Origin of the sequence: Blastococcus saxobsidens DD2 (genome assembly GCF_000284015.1) — a bacterium.
Taxonomy (GTDB): domain Bacteria; phylum Actinomycetota; class Actinomycetes; order Mycobacteriales; family Geodermatophilaceae; genus Blastococcus; species Blastococcus saxobsidens_A.
In genome coordinates this window covers 3,556,644-3,574,248 of record NC_016943.1, presented here as the reverse complement: position 1 = coordinate 3,574,248, position 17,605 = coordinate 3,556,644, and the positions used below count along the sequence as shown (strand labels likewise).

The window sequence follows — 17,605 nt, the reverse complement described above, 5'->3', positions numbered from 1 at the left end:
GGGATCACTCCGACGCGAGGTGGGAACCGCCGGTCCGGCGACTACGATGGGCGGGTGACAGCCACGCCCCGCCCTGCCCGGACCGTGGCCGTGGTGACGCTCGGGTGCGCCCGCAACGAGGTCGACTCCGAGGAGTTGGCCGGCCGACTGGCCGCCGACGGGTACGAGCTCGTCGAGGACGCCGACGGCGCCGACGCCGTCCTGGTCAACACCTGCGGGTTCATCGAGACGGCCAAGAAGGACTCGGTCGACGCGATCCTGGCTGCGACCGACTCCGGTGCCTCCGTCGTGGCGGTCGGCTGCATGGCCGAGCGCTACGGCTCCGAGCTCGCCGGGGCGCTGCCGGAGGCCACCGTGCTCGGCTTCGACGACTACGCCGCGATCGGCGAGCGGCTCGACGACGTCCTCACCGGCCGCCCGCTCGTGCCGCACACCCCGCGCGACCGCCGCACCCTGCTGCCGATCAGCCCCGTCCAGCGTTCGGCGGTCCTCGCCGGGGCCGGGGGGCGGGGAGAGGACAGCGCGCCGGCCATCCCCGGGCACGACTGGCTCCGCCGGCGCCGGCTGGCCTCGGGCCCGACGGCGGCGCTGAAGCTCGCCTCGGGCTGCGACCGGCGCTGCGCGTTCTGCGCGATCCCGACCTTCCGGGGCGCCTTCGTCTCCCGTCCGCCCGCCGAGGTGCTGTCCGAGGCGGCGTGGCTGGCCTCGCAGGGCGTCCGCGAGCTGGTGCTGGTCAGCGAGAACTCCACGTCCTACGGCAAGGACCTCGGCGACCTGCGCTCGCTCGAGAAGCTGCTGCCGCAGCTGGCCGCCGTCGAGGGGATCGTGCGGGTCCGCGTGGCCTACCTGCAGCCGGCCGAGCTGCGCCCCGGGCTCCTGGAGGTCATCGCCGGTGCGGGGGGCCACGGGGGAGTCATAGCTCCGTACTTCGACCTGTCGTTCCAGCACTCCTCGCCGACGCTGCTGCGCCGCATGCGACGGTTCGGTGGCACCGACGACTTCCTGCGCATCATCGAGCGGGCCCGTAGCCTGGCACCGGGCGCCGGCTTCCGCACCAACGTCATCCTCGGCTTCCCCGGCGAGACCGAGGACGACGTCGCTGAACTCGAGCGCTTCCTCACCGAGGGCCGCCTGGACGCGGTCGGTGTGTTCGGCTACTCCGACGAGGAGGGCACCGAGGCGATGCGGCTGGCCGGCAAGCTCGCGCAGCACGAGATCGACGCCCGCGTCCGGCGGATCACCGACCTGGTCGAGGAGCTCACCGCGCAGCGGGCCGAGGACCGGATCGGCGAGCGGGTCGAGGTCCTGCTCACCGAGGACCTCTCGGCCACCGAGGGGCCCGGGACATGGCTGGGGCACGCCGGGCACCAGGACCCCGACGCCGACGGCACCACCACCGTCACCGGGGTGCCGGCCGACGCGGTCGACGGCCGGCTGGTCGACGCGGAGGTCGTCGACACCGAGGGCGTCGACCTCGTCGCCCGCGCCCTCGTGCCCGCCGCCGCCCCAGCGGGGCGGTGACCGCTGTGACCGACGCCGCCGACCCGGTCGTGACGCCGCCGCAGTCGGTCAGGCTGGTCAACCTGCCCAACGCGCTCACCGTGCTGCGACTGGCTCTCGTCCCCGTCTTCGCCGTGCTCCTGCTGCAGGACCACGGCCTCGACGACGCCGGGCGCTACTGGGCGACGCTGGTCTTCGGCCTGGCGATCATCACCGACCGGTACGACGGGCTGATCGCACGGCGTACCGGGCAGGTGACCGAGTTCGGGAAGCTGGCGGACCCGATCGCCGACAAGGCGCTCACCGGGACCGCGCTCATCGGCCTGTCGATCCTCGCGTTCCTGCCGTGGTGGGTGACGGCGGTCATCCTCGTCCGCGAGGTCGGCGTCACGCTGCTGCGCTTCTGGGTGATCCGGCACGGGGTCATCGCCGCCAGCCGTGGCGGCAAGGCCAAGACCGTGGTGCAGTCCCTCGCGATCGCCCTCTACATCCTCCCGCTCACCGGGGCGCTGGCGACCACCCGCTGGTGGGTGATGGCAGCAGCCGTGCTGCTGACCGTGCTGTCGGGCCTGGACTACGTCTACCGGGCCGTGACGCTGCGCCAGACCAGCGCCCGGGCCATGCGTGCCGCCGCCGCGCGCCGTGCCGCGGGGCCCGGCGCGGGCGCCCGCACGGACACCGCCGCCTGAGCGACGTGACCTCCCGGCTGGAGGCGCTCACCGGCGACGTCCACCGCGCGCTGCTCGCCCGCGGCGAGGTCCTGGCGGCGGCGGAGTCCCTCACCCGCCCTGCTCGACCGGCTGCGCGAGCCCGCGCGCGGGAACGCCGGAGGGGAGGCCGGCGTTACGCCATGAGCGGACTCGGGCCCGTCGGCAGGCTGCCGGTACGGGTGCCGCGTACCGTGGGCGCACGGTGCTCGACGGCACCGCCGCTTCCCCGCTCGCAGGACAGGAGACGGCCATGATGCTGCTGCGCACCCAGCTCGGGAACACCCTGCGCGGCCACCGGCTGCGTCAGCACCGCACGTTGCGCGACGTCTCCGGTGCTGCCCGGGTCAGCCTGGGATACCTCTCCGAGGTGGAGCGTGGGCAGAAGGAAGCGTCCTCGGAGCTGTTGGCCTCCATCTGCGACGCCCTGGAGCTCGAGCTGGCCGATCTGCTCGCCGAGGTGAGCCTGGAGTTGCGCGGCGCGACCGCCGGCGCCGAGGTGCGTCCGCTGGGTGCGCCCGCCGAGACGCCCGCCGGCGCGACGGCCGGGCAGCAGCAGACCGACGCCGGCGCGGAGCCGGCTCTCGCCCTCGTGGGCGCGGGCCAGCAGGGTCGGACCTCGCGGCAGCGCGACGCGGTGTCGCTCGCCGCCTGAGGACGCGCGCCCGGACGGGGCCGGCGGCCTCGTCGCGGCGGTCAGGCCTGGTGCGGGGGTAGGGCGCGGGTGAAGACCACCCGGTCGGCGCCCGGACCGGCGTGGCCGGGCGACGGCGCGGCGTGCGCGCCGAACCGGGCGGCCAGGACGGCTGCGGCCGGATCGCCGGGCAGCGCCACGCCCTGCACGACGCGGGCGCCCACGCCCCCGGCCAGGCCGGCGAAACGCCCGAGCAGTCTGACCGCGATCCCGCGGCCGCGGTGGTCGGGATGGACGGCGACCGCTTGCACCACGCCGAGGCGGTCCGCGCTCACCACGCCCAGCAGGTAACCCGCGTCCTCGTCGTCCGCGGTGAGGGCGAGGGCGCCGAACCCGCCGAGCTGGTGGAAGAACACCGGGTCGTGCAGCCCGGTGATCGACGCGTCGTCGAGCGCCGAGCCCGCCCAGAACTCGGCCCGGCGGGCGAGCAGCCGGCCGAGCAACGCGCCGGCGGAGAGCTCCTCGAAGCCGACCAGCCGGAGACGGTCCTCCGTCACCGGCGGTCCCGGGCGGCGGCCAGCTCGTCGCGCGTCGGGGGATCGGCGCCCACCCGCGTGCAGTTCAGCGCCGCGACCAGCGCCGCGTCGTCCACCAGGGCCAGCAGCTCCTCGTCGGGGAGGCCCGCCAGCGACGTGCGGCTGGCGACACCCACGGCAAGCAGTCCGGTGAGCAGGCCCGCGGCGAGCGAGTCGCCGGCGCCGACGGTGTCGACGACGTCCACACGCGGGCTCTCCCGGTGCAGCACCGGCCGGTCCGGGCGGGCGATCCGCAGCGGTCCGCCGCCGTCGGTGAGCACCACCAGTGCCGGTCCCCGGTCCGCCCAGCGGCGAGCGGCCTCGTCCAGGTCGGTGGTGTCCGGCTCCAGCCAGGCGAGGTCCTCGGCGCTCACCTTGACCAGGTCGGCGTGCGCGACGAGCTCGACCAGGCGGCGGGTGACCCCCGCGCGGTCGTTGCCGAGGGAGGCCCCGACCGGGCCGTCGGCGAGCATCGGCCGGATGTTGGGGTCGACGCTGACCAGCGCGTCGTCGCCCAGCCGGGCGACGAGGCGGGCGATGGCGGCGCTGCCCGGCTCGGTCCAGCTGGAGATGGAACCGACGTGCAGGGCACCCACCTCGTCCGGGAGGACCCGGCCCAGCTCCTCCTCGGTCCACCGCCAGTCGGCCGCGCCGACCACGTGGAAGCCGTAGTCGGGGCTGCCGTCCTGCCCGAGGCCGACGACGGCGAGGCTGATCGGCTCCCCGGCGTCGACGAACCCGGCGGTGTCGACCCCCGCGAGCTCGGCGTGCCGCCGCAGGTGCCCGGCCAGCGGGCCGGTGCCGAGCCGGGCCAGCAACCGCACCGGCGCGCCCAGCCGTCCGGCGGCGACGGCGACGTTCAGCGCGTTGCCCCCGGGACGGGCGACGTAGTGCGGTGACGTGCCATCCGGTCCCGCACCTGCCTCGGGCACGGGCAGCAGGTCGACGACCAGTTCGCCGAGGACGCAGAGCGTCCGGCCAGGGGTCTGCACGCCCCGAACCCTAGCTGCGCCTCACCCGTGAGGACGCCCGCGTTGGCTCCGGGGGGCGATCACCTGGAACGATGCTCGGTGACGAGCATTGCCGGGCCGGCTGTGCGCCGGAGCAGGAGGACCCACCCATGCCCAATCCGTTCGTGAAGCTGTGGAAGTACCTCACCGCATCGGCCAACGCGCAGATCGACCAGCGTGCGGACCCGAAGATCCAGATCGCCCAGGCCATCGAGGCCGAGCAGCAGCGCCACCAGTCCCTGGCCAACCAGGCCGCCGCGGTGCTGGGCAACCAGCGCCAGCTCGAGATGCGGCTGAACCGGCAGCTCGGCGAGGTGGAGAAGCTCCAGTCCTCCGCCCGCCAGGCGCTCGTGCTGGCCGATCAGACGCGGGCCAAGGGGGACGCCGCCAAGGCCGCCGAGTACGAGCAGGCCGCGCAGGCGTTCGCCACCCAGCTGGTGGCCGCCGAGCAGTCGATGGAGGACCTCAAGCGCAGTCACGACGAGGCGCTGCAGGCCGCCGAGCAGGCCCGGGGGGCGGTCGAGCAGTCCCGGATGCGGCTGCAGACGACGCTGGCCGAGCGCACCAAGCTGATGAGCCAGCTGGAGCAGGCCAAGATGCAGGAGCACGTCGCCGCCTCGATGCGTCAGGTGAACGAGCTCTCCGCGCCGGGCAACACCCCGAACCTGGGTGAGGTCCGCGACAAGATCGAGGCCCGCTACGCCAACGCGCTGGGTCAGGCCGAACTGGCGCAGACCTCGGTCGAGGGCCGGATGCTCGAGGTGCAGAAGGCGACCCTCGACGTCGCCGGCTCCTCCCGGCTGGACCAGATTCGGGCCTCGATGGGCGGCGGCACGCCGGCCGTCGAGGGCACGTCTGCCGCGGGTGCGATCGAGCAGGGTGCATCGATGCCGCAGCCGGCCGCCGAGCAGCACGAGGCCCAGCCGGCCGATCGGCCCGAGCAGTAGCAGGACCCTCCTGGCCCCCCACCGCCCGCAGGCTCGCGGCGGAACCCTGCGGGAGGGCCGTCAGCGGTAGACGGTCACCGGCCGCGGGCGGTCCGGCTCCCCGGTGCGGGCCTGTGGGTCGATCGGAGAGCGGGCCGCCTGGCAGCGCGGGCACCACCAGGTGACCCGCTCCTGCAGCGGCGGACCCTGCTCGCCGAGCAGGATCGCGGTGCCGCAGCGGAAGCACGGCTTGCCTTGCCGGCCGAACACCCAGTGGTCGCGGCCGCGCCGCCGGTCGCCGGTCGTGTTCTGCTCCGGGTGGTGCAGGTTCGCGCGCATCAGCCGCTGCGCGCGTTCGATCAGCGGGCGCAGCCGCTCGTCGACGTCGGCCACGCGGGCCCAGGGGTTCAGCCCGAGCAGGAACAGCGACTCGACCTTGTAGAGGTTCCCGATCCCCGCCAGATTCCGCTGGTCGAGGATCGCGACGCCCACCTGGGCGTCGGGGTCGCCGCGCAGCCGGCGCAGTGCCTCCTCCAGATCCCAGTCGGGGCCCAGGATGTCGGGGCCCAGGTGGCCGACGAGCCGGTCCTCCTCGGCCGTCGGGACCAGCTCGACGTCGTGCAACCGGTAGCCGACGCACTCCCACTCGCCGGTGGCCAGCACCATGCGGACGTCATGGGCGGGTCCGCCCTGCCACCGCGTGCCGGGCCGGTAGATGTGCCAGCTGCCGTCCATCCGGAAGTGCGTGCGCAGCGTGCGACCGTCGACCAGCCGGACGAGCAGGTGCTTGCCGCGGGGCACGACCTCCGTGACCGTCGCCCCGGTCAGGTCGACGGTCGCCAGCTGGGGAACCCGGAACTCGCCGCGGCGCAGGGTGGCGCCGCCCAGCGCGCTGTGCATGCGCTGGGCGGCCAGCCACACGGTGTCTCCTTCTGGCACGGGCCCATGATCCCCGGCTGAGGACGGTCGAGGCGGGGGCGGTGCGCCGTGCGAATCCCTGCAGGCGGGTTCGCGTGAACTTCCGCTGCCGGATGCCGATGCATCAGGCGTCGGACCGGCCGGTCTGCGCACTCATCCCGCACCCGAGGACGCGACATGACCTACCCACCGCAGGGCGGCCCCGGCGATCCGACGAACGCGCAGTGGGGTCCGTCCTTCCATCAGCACGGTGGCCAGCCGGCCTCCGCTCCGCCACCCAGTCCTGGGTGGCCGTACGCGCCGGTGCCGCCACAGCCTGCTCCACAGCACATCGGCCATCCGCAGGTCCCGGTCCAGTCGTATGCGACCGGCCCGTACCCGGTGATGCCGATGCCCTACAAGGACACCACCGCCGCCTGGCTCCTGTGGCTCTTCCTCGGTGCGTTCGGCGCCCACCACTTCTACCTCGGCCGGACCAGTTGGGGGGTCGCCTACGCGGTGGGCTTCGTGCTCAGCTGGTTGCTCGTGGTCGTGATCATCGGATTCTTCGGGCTGATCGCGCTTTTCGTGCTCTGGATCGTCGATGCCACCCAGATGTCGCAACGGCTCCTCCGGCACAACGCCCACGCGTACGCGGTCAACCGGTCACTGGGACTGGTCTGAGGCCGGAATCACTTCACCGGCCGGCGCGGGACCGGCGCCAGTCCCGGCGAGGTGACTCCGCCGCGTAGGCGCAGGCCTCGGGGCGTCGCGGCGAAGCCGGCCCCCTGCAGGGCCTGGGACAGCGGGGTCGATTCGTGCACCGAGGCGCCGTCGGCCTTCTGCACCACCATCCGGCCCAGTGCGCCCGCGGACACTGCGCCGGAGAGAGCCGTCGCCGCCTCCTTGAGCAGCTGCTCGTCCTCGGTCCAGGACAGCAGGGTCTTCCCGCCGCGCTCGACGTAGAGCACCAGTTCGCCGTCGACCAGGACGACGAGGGCGCCGGCCTTGCGGCCCGCCCGGTGCCCGGCGGCCTTGGGGGTGGCTCCGGTGCCTTCCCCGACGTCGACCGCGTCGCCGTCGACCGGCACGGACCGGTCGGGCCACGGCAGTGCGGCGCCGTAGACGTTCGCCGGGTCCGTGGCCGCCAGCACCACCGCGCCGGCGGGAACCCGGTCCGGCGAGGCGAAACTGCGCAGCCGGTCGACGGAGCCCGGTGTGCCGAACTGGGCCGCGCCGAGCGTCTCCACGAAGTAGCCCCGGCGGGCCCGGCCGTTGTCCTCGAACGCGCGCAGCACCGGGTAGACGGCGGAGAAGCCACCGGGTACCTGCTCGGCCATGACCGCACCGCGGGTGAGCACGCCGTGCCGCTCCAGCAGCGCCTCGGCCCGGGCGGTGCCGCGGCGGGTGGCGTTGGGCTCCCGCTCGGGCAGCCGCGACCACCGTCCGGCGACCGTGGGCGGTCCGGTCCGGGTGGGCATCGCGGGGCGACCCAGCCGGCCGCGGCCCGCGCGGGCACGGTCCAGCCGGACGCGCGGCGCCGCGGGCGGCCTCCGGTGGGTTCCACCGCCGCCGAGCCGGGTGCGCAACGGGGCCAGCGTGTCGTTGGTGAGGGCGCCGGCCCAGACCAGGTCCCAGAGGAGGTCGGCCAGCGCGGTGTCGTCGGTGGCGCCGAGGCTGTCGGACAGACCGCGGAAGAACATGGCCTGTCCGCCGGCGAGCAGGTCGAGCAGCGGCTGCCCCTCGGCGGGGAGCTCCAGCTGCTCCGGCAGCAGCAGGGACGCCAGGTCGGCGGGCACGAGGCCGATCCAGCCGTCACCCCCGGGCAGCCCGCCGGAACCGGCCCAGAGCACCTCGCCCGCGCTGGTCAGCTCGTCCAGCATGGCGGGGGAGTAGTCGCGCACCCGGGACGGCAGGACGAGCGACTCCAGTGCGCTGGCCGGCAGCAGTGCACCGGCCAGTTGCTCCACGACCGCCAGGACGCCGTCGGCACCGCGCAGCCGGCCGCCGACCGACTGCCAGGACGGGGTGAATCTGGCCAGCGTGCTGATCGGGACCGGTTCCACCTCCTGGCGGAGCCTGGCCAGGCTCCGCCGCCGGATGGAGCGCAGGACGTCGGCGTCGCACCATTCCTGCCCGCTGCCGCCGGGGCGGAACTCCCCGGTGACCAGCCGGCCGGTGCCGGTGAGCCGCTGCACGGTCGCGGTGACCACCGCGACGCCCAGGCCGAGCCGGGCGGCGATCTCGCCGGGCTGGAACGGACCGTGGGTGCGGGCGTACCGGCCGACGAGGTCGCCCAGCGGGTCGGCGACCGGCTCGGTGAACACCTCGGGCACGCCCACGGGCAGGGCGGTCCCCAGCGCGTCGCGCAGCCGGCCGGCGTCCTCGATGGCGACGTAGCGCTCCTCGCCGGCGATCCGCACCACGATCGCGCGCCGGGCCGAGACCAGCTCGTCCAGCCAGGCCTGCGGCGCCCCGCGGCGGGCGGCCTCGACGGCGGTGAGGTCGCCGACGACCCGCAGCAGGTCGCCGGCGCCGTCGACGTCGCGCGGGTGGCGCTGCTCGGGCAGCCGTTGCAGCTCCGCCTCGATCTCCGCCATGGCCTCCGCGTCGAGCAGCTCGCGCAGCTCCGAGCGCCCCAGCAGCTCGGCGAGCAGGCCGGTGTCCAGTGCGAGCGCCTGGGCGCGGCGCTCGGCCAGCGGGGCGTCGCCCTCGTAGAGGAACTGGCCGACGTAGCCGAACAGCAGGGACTGGGCGAACGGGGATGCCGTCTCGGTCTGCACGTCCGCGACCCGCACCCGGCGGGCTCGCACGTCCCGCATGAGCTCGACCAGGCCGGGCACGTCGTAGACGTCCTGCAGGACCTCCCGCGCGGCCTCCAGCGTGATCGGGAACGAGGAGAACTCGCTGGCCACCGAGAGCAGCTGGGCCGCCCGCTGCCGCTGTTGCCACAGCGGGGTGCGGCGGCGCGGGTCGCGGCGGGGGAGGAGCAGCGCCCGGGCGGCGCACTCGCGGAACCGGCTGGCGAACAGGGCGGAGCTGCCGACCTCGGCGGTGACCTCGCGCTCGACGTCGTCGGGATCGAGGACGGCGAGCTCGGCCTCGGGCGGTTCTCCGGTGGTCTCGGGCAGCCGCAGGACGATGCCGTCGTCGGAGTGCATCGCCGAGACGTCGACGCCGTACCGCTCCCGCAGCCGGGCCGCCAGCACGAGCGCCCACGGCGCGTTGACCTGCGCGCCGAAGGGGGAGTGCACGACCAGCCGCCAGTCGCCCAGCTCGTCGCGGAAGCGCTCGACCAGCAGGGTGCGGTCGTCGGGGAGGTGGCCGGTGGCCGCCTTCTGCTCGGCCAGGTAGGCGGCGAGGTTGGCCGCGCCCCACTCGTCGAGGCCGGCGGCGCGTGCCCGCTCCAGCCCGGCTTCCGGCGTCGCCGCGCCCACCTCGCGGAGGAAGGCGCCCAGTGCCCGGCCGAGTTCCAGCGGCCGGCCGGGCGCGTCGCCGTGCCAGAACGGCATCTTCCCGGCCTGGCCCGGCGCGGGGGTGACCAGCACCCGGTCGTGGGTGATGTCCTCGATCCGCCAGGACGACGAACCCAGCAGGAAGACGTCGCCCACCCGCGACTCGTAGACCATCTCCTCGTCGAGCTCGCCGACCCGCCGTCCGCCGGTCCCCTCGGCGCCGACGAGGAAGACGCCGAACAGGCCCCGGTCGGGGATCGTCCCGCCGCTGGTCACCGCCAGCCGCTGCGCGCCGGCCCGGGCGGTGAGCGTGTCGGTGACGCGGTCCCAGGTGAGCCGCGGGCGCAGCTCGGCGAAGGCGTCGGAGGGATAGCGCCCGGCCAGCATGTCCAGGACGGCGTGCAGCGCCGACTCCGGCAGCGAGGAGAACGCCGCCGACCGGCGCACCAGCGCACCGACCTCGTCGACGGTGCGCGGCCGTTCGGACACCATCGCCACGACCTGCTGGGCCAGCACGTCGAGCGGGTTGCGCAGGTAGCGGATCGACTCGATGGCGCCGGCCTTCATCCGCTCGGCCACCAGCGCGCACTGCACGAGGTCGCCCCGGTACTTGGGGAACAGCACCCCGCGGCTGACCGCGCCCACCTGGTGCCCGGCCCGGCCGACCCGTTGCAGCCCACTGGCGACGGTGGGCGGCGCCTCGACCTGGACGACGAGGTCGACCGCCCCCATGTCGATGCCGAGCTCCAGGCTCGAGGTGGCGACGACGGCGGGCAGCTGCCCCGACTTCAGCGCCTCCTCGACGATCGCCCGTTGCTCGCGGGACACCGACCCGTGGTGGGCGGCCGCCACCGGGCTGACCGCGCCCGGCGTCCCGCCACCCGACACGCCCTGCGTGCACATCAGCGCGGCGGCGTTGGTGCCCGGCGGCACGGTCTCGCCGGTGGCCCGCTCGTAGGCCAGCTCGTTGAGCCGGCTGGTCAGCCGCTCGGCCAGCCGCCGGGAGTTGGCGAACACGATCGTGCTGCGGTGCGCCTGCACCAGGTCGAGCACCCGCTCCTCGACCGCCGGCCAGATCGAGTTGCGCGGCTGGTGGCCCGCCGCCGAGCCCTCCAGCTCGCCGGTGGGCTGCCCGAGCTCGCTCATGTCCTCGATCGGGACGACGACGGAGAGGTCCCACTGCTTCGTCGATCCCGGGGCGACCACCTGCACCGGGCGGCCCCCGGCGAGGAACGTGGCCACCTCCTCGACCGGCCGGACGGTGGCCGACAGGCCGATCCGCTGAGCCGGCCGTTCGAGCAGCTCGTCGAGCCGGTCGAGGGAGACGGCCAGGTGCGCGCCGCGCTTGGAGTCGGTGACCGCGTGCACCTCGTCGACGATCACCGTCTCCACCCCGCGCAGCGCCTCTCGCGCAGCACTGGTGAGCAGCAGGAACAGCGATTCGGGGGTGGTGATGAGGATGTCGGGTGGGCGGCGGGCGAAGGTGCGCCGCTCGTCGGCCGGGGTGTCGCCGGAGCGGATGCCGACCCTGATCTCCGGCCGGGGGAGGCCCAGCCGCGCGGCGGCCTGACCGATGCCGGCCAGCGGGGCCCGCAGGTTCCGCTCGACGTCGACCGCCAGGGCCTTCAGCGGTGACACGTAGAGGACGCGGCAGCGCGTCCGCTCGTCCGCCGGCGGGGTGGCGGCCAGCCGGTCGAGCGACCAGAGGAAGGCGGCGAGGGTCTTGCCCGAGCCGGTGGGGGCCACGACCAGCGCGTGCTCGCCGCTGCTGATCGCCTGCCAGGCGCCGTCCTGGGCCGCCGTCGGCCGCTCGAAGGCGCCGGTGAACCACGCCCGGGTCGGCTCGGAGAACCGGGCCAGCGCACCCCGGCCACGGGCGGGATCGGACGCGCGGGCGGACACGACGACAGTGTCCCCGCGGTGTACGACACTTCGCTGGCCGACGGCGGAGTCCGCCGCCCGGACCACCCGCAAAGCGACAGGAGCGCACGTGGCAGCACCGCAGCAGATCGAGCCGGCGGTCGACGTCGCCGGCGTCCAGCGTCGTACCGTCGGCGTCCTGAGCGGCGGCGTGGCGCTGGCCGGGCTCGGCGTGACCGTCGGCATCACCGCCGGCGGGCTGCTCGCCCGCGACGTCGCCGGCACCGACAGCGCCTCGGGACTCGGCCAGACCGCCGGCGTGCTCGGCGCCGCGGTCCTCGCCGTGCCCCTGGCCCGGATCAGCGACTCCGCCGGCCGGCGCACCGGGCTCGCCACCGGCTACGGCATCAGCGTCGTCGGTGCGGTGGTCACCGTCCTGGCGGCGGCGGCCTCCTCCCTCGCGCTGCTGCTGGTGGGGCTGTTCCTCTTCGGGGCGTCGACGGCGTGCGGGCTGCAGGCCCGCTACGCCGCGGCCGACCTCGCGGCGCCCGACCGTCGCGGCCGGGCGCTCTCCCTGGTCGTCTGGGCCACCACCCTCGGATCCGTCGTGGGTCCCAACCTCGCCGCACCGGGCGCGGAGCTGGGCGTGGCGCTCGGGCTGCCGGCTCTCGGCGGGGTGTTCGTCGTCTCCGCCGTGGTGTTCGCGGTGGTCGCGGTGGGGATCCTGCTGCTCCTGCGGCCCGACCCCCTCCTGCTGGCCCGGCGGATCGGCGGGGGCAGCCGCGCGCCGCGGCCGCGCCGGGCCACGTGGGCAGCGCTGCACGTCGTGTGGGCGACCCCCGGCGGGCGCCTGGGCCTCACGGCCGTGGTCGTGGCCCACTCGGTGATGGTCGGCGTCATGGTGATGACGCCGGTGCACATGGGCCACGCCGGAGGTCCCGACGACGCGGTGCTCCGGCTGGTGGGCCTGGTCATCAGCGTGCACGTCGCCGGCATGTACCTGTTCTCGCCGTTGGTCGGCGTCCTCGCCGACCGGATCGGCGCATCCTCCGTCGTCGCGCTCGGCGGCCTGCTCCTGCTGGCCGCCGCCGCCGTGGCGGGCACGGCGGCGCCGGCGGAGTCGGTGCAACTGGGTGTCGGCCTGCTGCTCCTGGGCCTTGGCTGGTCGTGCGGGCTCATCGCCGGCTCGGCGCTGGTGACGGCGTCGGTGGGCGCGGAGCTGCGGCCGACCGCGCAGGGGGGGACCGACCTGCTCATGGGGCTGGGCGCGGCCCTCGCCGGGGTGGTCGGCGGCCCGTTGCTCGCGTGGGGCGGGTTCGGCCTGGTGTCCGGTGTCTCGGCCGTTCTGGTGGTACCGCTGGCCGTGGTGTGGTCGTGGGCGCGTTTCAGCGCCCGCGGTAGTTCCTGATCAGCAGCACGATCGTCACGACCAGCAGCAGGGCGATCGCGATCTGGCCGATGGTGTCCAGCTCGGACGAGCCGGTGCTGGGGATCACCCGGCCAGTCTAGGAGCCGACGGTGCCCGTGACGGGGCCCTGCGCCCCGGTGGCCGACGTCGCCCTCCGGACCGGCGCGCTAGCGTCGAGGTGTGCGACTGCAGGAGTTCTGGGCCCGGCTCGACCGCCAGTTCGGGGCGATGCGCGCCCAGAGCGTGGCCCGTGACCACGTCTTCGCCGACCTGGGGGGTTGCACCGCCGCCGACGCGATCGAGGCGGGCGTGCCGGTGCGGAAGGTGTGGCTCGCCGTCTGCGAGGCGTTCGACGTGCCCGCCAAGGAGCGCTGAGTCCCGGGCGTCGAGAGGACCGGCGTGTCGGCCTGGCGATCGAACACCTGTTCGTCCTACTGTGGCATCCACAGGGCGGTCGCTCTTCCACACCCCGCCCGGAATCCGAAAACTGTCGGTGCCTCGCCCTAGCGTCGGTCCCGACCCGCTTCTCGCGAACCGAAGGTGACGCACCATGGCAGCAACGCTCGACCGCGACAAGGCCCTCGACATGGCCCTCGCCCAGATCGACAAGCAGTTCGGCAAGGGCTCGGTCATGCGGCTGGGCGACAGCCCCGAGGTGGCCATCAAGGTCATCCCGACCGGCTCGATCGCCCTCGACATCGCCCTGGGCATCGGCGGGCTGCCGCGTGGCCGGGTCGTCGAGGTCTACGGGCCGGAGTCCTCCGGTAAGACCACGGTGGCCCTGCACGCGGTCGCCAACGCCCAGGCCGCCGGCGGCATCGCCGCCTTCATCGACGCCGAGCACGCCCTCGACCCGGAGTACGCCCGCGCCATCGGCGTGGACACCGACGCCCTCCTGGTCAGCCAGCCCGACACCGGTGAGCAGGCCCTCGAGATCGCCGACATGCTGATCCGCTCCGGCGCGCTCGACGTCATCGTCATCGACTCGGTGGCGGCGCTCGTGCCGCGCGCCGAGATCGAGGGCGAGATGGGTGACAGCCACGTCGGTCTGCAGGCTCGGCTGATGAGCCAGGCGCTGCGGAAGATCACCGGCGCGCTGAGCAACTCCGGCACGACGGCGATCTTCATCAACCAGCTGCGCGAGAAGGTGGGCGTCGTCTACGGCTCGCCGGAGGTCACCACCGGTGGCCGCGCGCTGAAGTTCTACTCGTCGGTGCGGCTCGACGTCCGCCGCATCGAGACCCTGAAGCAGGGCACCGACGCGATCGGTAGCCGCACCCGCATCAAGGTCGTCAAGAACAAGGTCGCCGCGCCGTTCAAGCAGGCCGAGCTCGACATCCTCTGGGGTCAGGGCTTCAGCCGTGAAGGCGGCATCGTCGACGCGGGTGTCGAGCAGGGCATCGTGAAGAAGTCCGGCGCTTGGTACACCTACGAGGGCGACCAGCTCGGTCAGGGCAAGGAGAACGTCCGCAACTTCCTGAAGGACAACCCCGACCTCGCCGACGAGATCGAGAAGAAGGTCAAGGAGAAGCTGGGCATCGGCCCGACGCTAGACGCCCCGGTAGCGGTCGACGCGCCCGACTTCTGACCCGGTGCTCGACGATCGGCCGTCGAACCGCCGGCGCGGCCCCGGCAACGCCCGGGCCGGCCGGCGGTCGCGGGCGACCGGGAGCGACGATCCCCTGACCCCGGACGTCGCCCCCGGGTCCCCGGAGGACGAGACGGGCGATCCCGCACAGGTTGCCCGGGCTCTCTGCCTGCGGGCGCTGACCGGCGCCCCCAAGACCCGTCAGCAGCTCGCCGACCTCCTCGCCAGGCGGGATGTGCCGGACGAGGCGGCCGAGGCCGTGCTCGACCGGTTCACCGATGTGGGCCTGATCGACGACGCGGCGTTCTCCCGCGCCTGGGTGAGCAGCCGGCAGGCCGGGCGCGGGCTGGCCCGCCGGGCGCTCGCGGCTGAACTGCGGGCCAAGGGCGTGGACCCGGAGACGGCCGCAGAGGCGGTGCAGGTCGTCGATGACGACGACGAGCGCGAGGCCGCCCGCCGGCTGGTGGAGCGGCGCGCCCGCGGGATGGGCCGGCTGGATCGAGCGACGGCCACCCGGCGGCTGATCGGGATGCTGGCGCGCAAGGGCTACAACGGCGGGCTGGCGGCGGCGGTGGTCCGGGAGGCGCTGGACGAGGCCGACCTCGCCGGGGACGCCGACGACGTCCCGGAGTTCGACGAGGACAGCGCGCTTCCCTGAGGGGTTCGCGGGCGCCCGCTGGCTCGGAGGTGCCCGGACGTGCCGCAGGGGCCGGTCCGGATCGGACCGGCCCCTGCTGGTGTCACGGGGGTCAGCCGGTGGCCAGCCACGCCGTCACGTCGACCGCCAGGCCGTCCGGCGCCTCGGGGTCGGGCACCAGCCAGGCCGGGTCCCGGAGCTGGCCGCTGGCGAGCCAGCGGGTGATCTCCTCGCCCAGGCCGTCCTGCGACGAGGTGCCGGGGCGGCGGCGCTCCCCGACGAAGGTCAGGTCCGCCTGCGTGCCGTCGGCGTAGCGGAACACCACCCGGCACCGGGAACGGCGGTGCCGGGCCGGCGGCACCACCTCCCGGACGAGGGCGCTCTCGGCTCCGGCGGCCTCGGCGAAGGTCGCGCCGGCCGCGCGCAGCCGGGCCACGAAGGCCTGCCCGGCATCGATGCCGGCGGTGGCGTCGGGGCCGCCGGGGACAACCGGCTCGATCGCGGCCTCGGTCTCGGCCTCGGCGGGGGCGGGGGCATCGAACCGAGCGGCGACCTCAGGATCGGCGGGGGCGCTGATCGTGGTTACGGCAGCGACCGTCTCGGCGGGGGAGGTCGTCTCGGCGGCGGTGATGGTGCCGACCGTGGCGGACCTGATCGTCTCGGCGGCGGCCCGGGGGACCGGGGGCAGGTTGCGGCGCCCCACCGCGTGCATCGTCTCCATCGTGACGAACAGTCTCGCCACGAACTCCTACCGTGCCGCGTCGGCACGCCAGGGTGGTACGACTGGGTCGGACGGGATCGAGCGTCGCCAGGTCACGCCCCGTCGCGTACGGGCACCGGGGCGCCCTCCGTGGCCTTCACCGGTCGACCTGCTCGTCCCTGTCTCGCCTGGATGTACTGGGCCAGTCGGCCGAGGGTGTAGTTGATCGCGATGTAGAGCAGCGCGATGACCGTGAAGGTCTGGATCGGGTTGTCCAGGTTCCGGATGATGCTCTCGCCCTGGCTCAGCAGTTCGTCGAAGTTGGCCACGAAGACCACCAGCGAGGTGTCCTTCAGCACGACCACCAGCTGGCTGATGATCGCCGGGAGCATGATCCGGAACGCCTGCGGCAGCAGGATGATCCGCATGGTCTGCCCGTTGGTGAGGCCGGTGGCCAGCGCCGCTTCGCGCTGCCCGCGGGGCAGGGAGGCGACCCCCGCGCGGACCACCTCCGCGAAGATGACCATGTTGTACGCCGTGAGGCCGATGATCAGGCCCCAGAACACCTGGCCACCCGGCCATCCGCTCAGGTCGACGCCCACGTCGGGCAGCGCCCGGACGCTCAGGTACACGAGGACGACGACCGGCAGGCCGCGGAACACCTCGACGAACCCGATGAGCGGGATCCGGGCGTACCGGCCCAGGGACAGGCGCGCGACGGCGATGAGCGTGCCGATCACCACCGACAGCGTCATCGCGACGAGCGCTGCCTTGATGGTGTTGACGATGCCCTCGGCGATGACCCCCCAGACCAGCTCGAAGTTCTCGTTCCCCGGGTTGATCAGCGGCCCCCAGAGCTCCATGGAGAACTGGTTCTGGCCGGCCAGGCGCAGCACCACCAGGACGGCGATGGCGAGCAGGAAGATTGCGCCGACGGCGGTGCCGATCGCCGTCCGGCGGCGGGCCTTCGGGCCCTGTGCGTCGAAGAGCACGGTTTCCTGCTGGTTCATCGCGCGATCGCCACCTTCCGCTCGATGATCTGCAGGACCGCGCCGGCCGGGAGGGTGATGAGCAGGAACCCGATCGCCACACCGATGAAGATCGGCAGCGTCTCGTAGCCGCGCGCGCTGGTCAGCGTCTGACCGGTGCTCCACAGGTCACCACCGACGCCGAAGGCGCCGACCACGGCGGAGTTCTTGAACATCGCGATGATCACGCTGCCCAGCGGCGGCACCACCGTGCGCAGCGCCTGAGGGAGGACGACGAAGCGCAAGCTCTGCGAGAAGTTCAGGCCGATCGAGCGGGCCGCCTCCGCCTGGCCGGCGGGGACGGAGTTGATGCCCGACCGGATGGCCTCGCAGACGAACGCGGACGTGTACACGATCAGGCCCAGGACGCCGAAGAAGTAGAAGGTCCGGTTGATGCCGAGTTCGGGCAGGCCGAAGGCGCAGAAGAACAGCACCACCGACAGCGGGGTGTTGCGGAAAATCGACACCCAGAAGGTGCCGAAGGCGCGCAGCGGCGGGACGGGGGAGACCCGGAACGCCGCGATCAGCGTGCCGAGCAGCAGCGAGCCGACCATGGCCACCACGATGATGCTCAGCGACGTCAGGAAGCCGTCGACGTACAGGTCGAGGTTCTCGATGACCGGGCTCACGTACCCCCCTCAGTGCCAGCGGTGACGGTGCCGCGCTGCGGCCGTCAGCGA

General features: G+C 74.2%; 16 protein-coding genes. 9 read left to right on the top strand and 7 right to left on the bottom strand.

Features of this window, described 5'->3' with window-relative positions; genetic code table 11:
* The first annotated feature begins 54 nt into the window (after positions 1–54).
* The 3 genes from BLASA_RS16895 to BLASA_RS26340 all read left to right on the top strand — a co-directional run bounded on the left by BLASA_RS16895 (position 55) and on the right by BLASA_RS26340 (position 2,862).
* The gene (locus BLASA_RS16895; RefSeq protein WP_014377429.1) at positions 55–1,521 is read left to right on the top strand and encodes a MiaB/RimO family radical SAM methylthiotransferase; all 1,467 of its coding nucleotides are present in this window, start codon (positions 55–57) and stop codon (positions 1,519–1,521) included.
* A gap of 5 nt (positions 1,522–1,526) precedes the next feature.
* Entirely contained in the window at positions 1,527–2,189 is a 663-nt protein-coding gene (gene pgsA / locus BLASA_RS16890; protein ID WP_231839484.1) for a CDP-diacylglycerol--glycerol-3-phosphate 3-phosphatidyltransferase, read from the top strand.
* Between the two features lie 271 nt (positions 2,190–2,460).
* Positions 2,461–2,862, top strand: coding sequence for a helix-turn-helix domain-containing protein (locus BLASA_RS26340; RefSeq protein WP_014377427.1), 402 nt, complete (start codon positions 2,461–2,463; stop codon positions 2,860–2,862).
* A 41-nt stretch (positions 2,863–2,903) separates the two neighbouring features.
* Here BLASA_RS26340 and BLASA_RS16880 read toward each other — a convergent pair whose 3' ends face one another.
* Positions 2,904–3,398: a GNAT family N-acetyltransferase gene (locus BLASA_RS16880; protein ID WP_014377426.1), complete on the bottom strand. Its 495-nt coding sequence runs from the start codon at positions 3,396–3,398 to the stop codon at positions 2,904–2,906.
* Positions 3,395–4,408, bottom strand: coding sequence for a PfkB family carbohydrate kinase (locus BLASA_RS16875; protein ID WP_014377425.1), 1,014 nt, complete (start codon positions 4,406–4,408; stop codon positions 3,395–3,397). Before BLASA_RS16875 ends, BLASA_RS16880 begins: the two co-directional genes overlap by 4 nt.
* 128 nt (positions 4,409–4,536) lie before the next feature.
* Here BLASA_RS16875 and BLASA_RS16870 point away from each other — a divergent pair, with 128 nt between their 5' ends.
* Positions 4,537–5,373 (top strand): PspA/IM30 family protein, encoded by an 837-nt coding sequence (locus BLASA_RS16870; protein WP_014377424.1) that lies wholly within the window; start codon positions 4,537–4,539, stop codon positions 5,371–5,373.
* Between the two features lie 60 nt (positions 5,374–5,433).
* Here BLASA_RS16870 and BLASA_RS16865 read toward each other — a convergent pair whose 3' ends face one another.
* Positions 5,434–6,291, bottom strand: coding sequence for a DNA-formamidopyrimidine glycosylase family protein (locus BLASA_RS16865; protein ID WP_041775821.1), 858 nt, complete (start codon positions 6,289–6,291; stop codon positions 5,434–5,436).
* Positions 6,292–6,660: 369 nt separating this feature from the next.
* On the opposite strand from BLASA_RS16865, the gene BLASA_RS25190 reads away from it, so the two are divergent.
* Positions 6,661–6,933, top strand: a complete 273-nt coding sequence (locus tag BLASA_RS25190) for a TM2 domain-containing protein (RefSeq protein ID WP_166486574.1) — start codon at positions 6,661–6,663, stop codon at positions 6,931–6,933.
* 8 nt (positions 6,934–6,941) lie between these two features.
* Here the strand turns inward: BLASA_RS25190 and BLASA_RS16855 are convergent, their stop codons facing one another.
* Entirely contained in the window at positions 6,942–11,606 is a 4,665-nt protein-coding gene (locus BLASA_RS16855) for an ATP-dependent helicase (protein ID WP_014377421.1), read from the bottom strand.
* Positions 11,607–11,694: 88 nt separating this feature from the next.
* On the opposite strand from BLASA_RS16855, the gene BLASA_RS16850 reads away from it, so the two are divergent.
* The 4 genes from BLASA_RS16850 to BLASA_RS16835 all read left to right on the top strand — a co-directional run bounded on the left by BLASA_RS16850 (position 11,695) and on the right by BLASA_RS16835 (position 15,218).
* The gene (locus BLASA_RS16850; RefSeq protein WP_014377420.1) at positions 11,695–12,972 is read left to right on the top strand and encodes an MFS transporter; all 1,278 of its coding nucleotides are present in this window, start codon (positions 11,695–11,697) and stop codon (positions 12,970–12,972) included.
* A gap of 180 nt (positions 12,973–13,152) precedes the next feature.
* A complete protein-coding gene (locus tag BLASA_RS16845) occupies positions 13,153–13,347 on the top strand; it encodes a DUF3046 domain-containing protein (protein ID WP_014377418.1) in 195 nt (64 codons plus the stop codon).
* A gap of 175 nt (positions 13,348–13,522) precedes the next feature.
* Entirely contained in the window at positions 13,523–14,560 is a 1,038-nt protein-coding gene (gene recA / locus BLASA_RS16840; RefSeq protein WP_014377417.1) for a recombinase RecA, read from the top strand.
* Between the two features lie 4 nt (positions 14,561–14,564).
* A complete protein-coding gene (locus BLASA_RS16835; RefSeq protein WP_014377416.1) occupies positions 14,565–15,218 on the top strand; it encodes a regulatory protein RecX in 654 nt (217 codons plus the stop codon).
* Between the two features lie 91 nt (positions 15,219–15,309).
* Here the strand turns inward: BLASA_RS16835 and BLASA_RS24625 are convergent, their stop codons facing one another.
* From BLASA_RS24625 to BLASA_RS16820, 3 genes are all read right to left on the bottom strand, one after another.
* Positions 15,310–15,939 carry a hypothetical protein gene (locus tag BLASA_RS24625; protein ID WP_014377415.1) on the bottom strand — a complete coding sequence of 210 codons (630 nt, stop codon included), beginning with the start codon at positions 15,937–15,939 and terminating at the stop codon, positions 15,310–15,312.
* A 71-nt stretch (positions 15,940–16,010) separates the two neighbouring features.
* Positions 16,011–16,907, bottom strand: a complete 897-nt coding sequence (locus tag BLASA_RS16825) for an amino acid ABC transporter permease (RefSeq protein WP_014377414.1) — start codon at positions 16,905–16,907, stop codon at positions 16,011–16,013.
* Positions 16,904–17,554, bottom strand: a complete 651-nt coding sequence (locus tag BLASA_RS16820; RefSeq protein WP_014377413.1) for an amino acid ABC transporter permease — start codon at positions 17,552–17,554, stop codon at positions 16,904–16,906. The genes BLASA_RS16825 and BLASA_RS16820 overlap by 4 nt, the downstream gene beginning before the upstream one ends.
* Between the last annotated feature and the right edge of the window lie 51 nt (positions 17,555–17,605).

What these genes read in the sequence shown, in the direction of transcription:
- BLASA_RS26340 (WP_014377427.1), top strand. Translation starts at nt 2,461, where the DNA reads ATGATGCTGCTGCGCACCCAGCTCGGGAACACCCTGCGCGGCCACCGG.
- BLASA_RS16870 (WP_014377424.1), top strand. Translation starts at nt 4,537, where the DNA reads ATGCCCAATCCGTTCGTGAAGCTGTGGAAGTACCTCACCGCATCGGCC.
- BLASA_RS25190 (WP_166486574.1), top strand. Translation starts at nt 6,661, where the DNA reads ATGCCCTACAAGGACACCACCGCCGCCTGGCTCCTGTGGCTCTTCCTC.
- recA (WP_014377417.1), top strand. Translation starts at nt 13,523, where the DNA reads ATGGCAGCAACGCTCGACCGCGACAAGGCCCTCGACATGGCCCTCGCC.
- BLASA_RS16825 (WP_014377414.1), bottom strand. Translation starts at nt 16,907, where the DNA reads ATGAACCAGCAGGAAACCGTGCTCTTCGACGCACAGGGCCCGAAGGCC.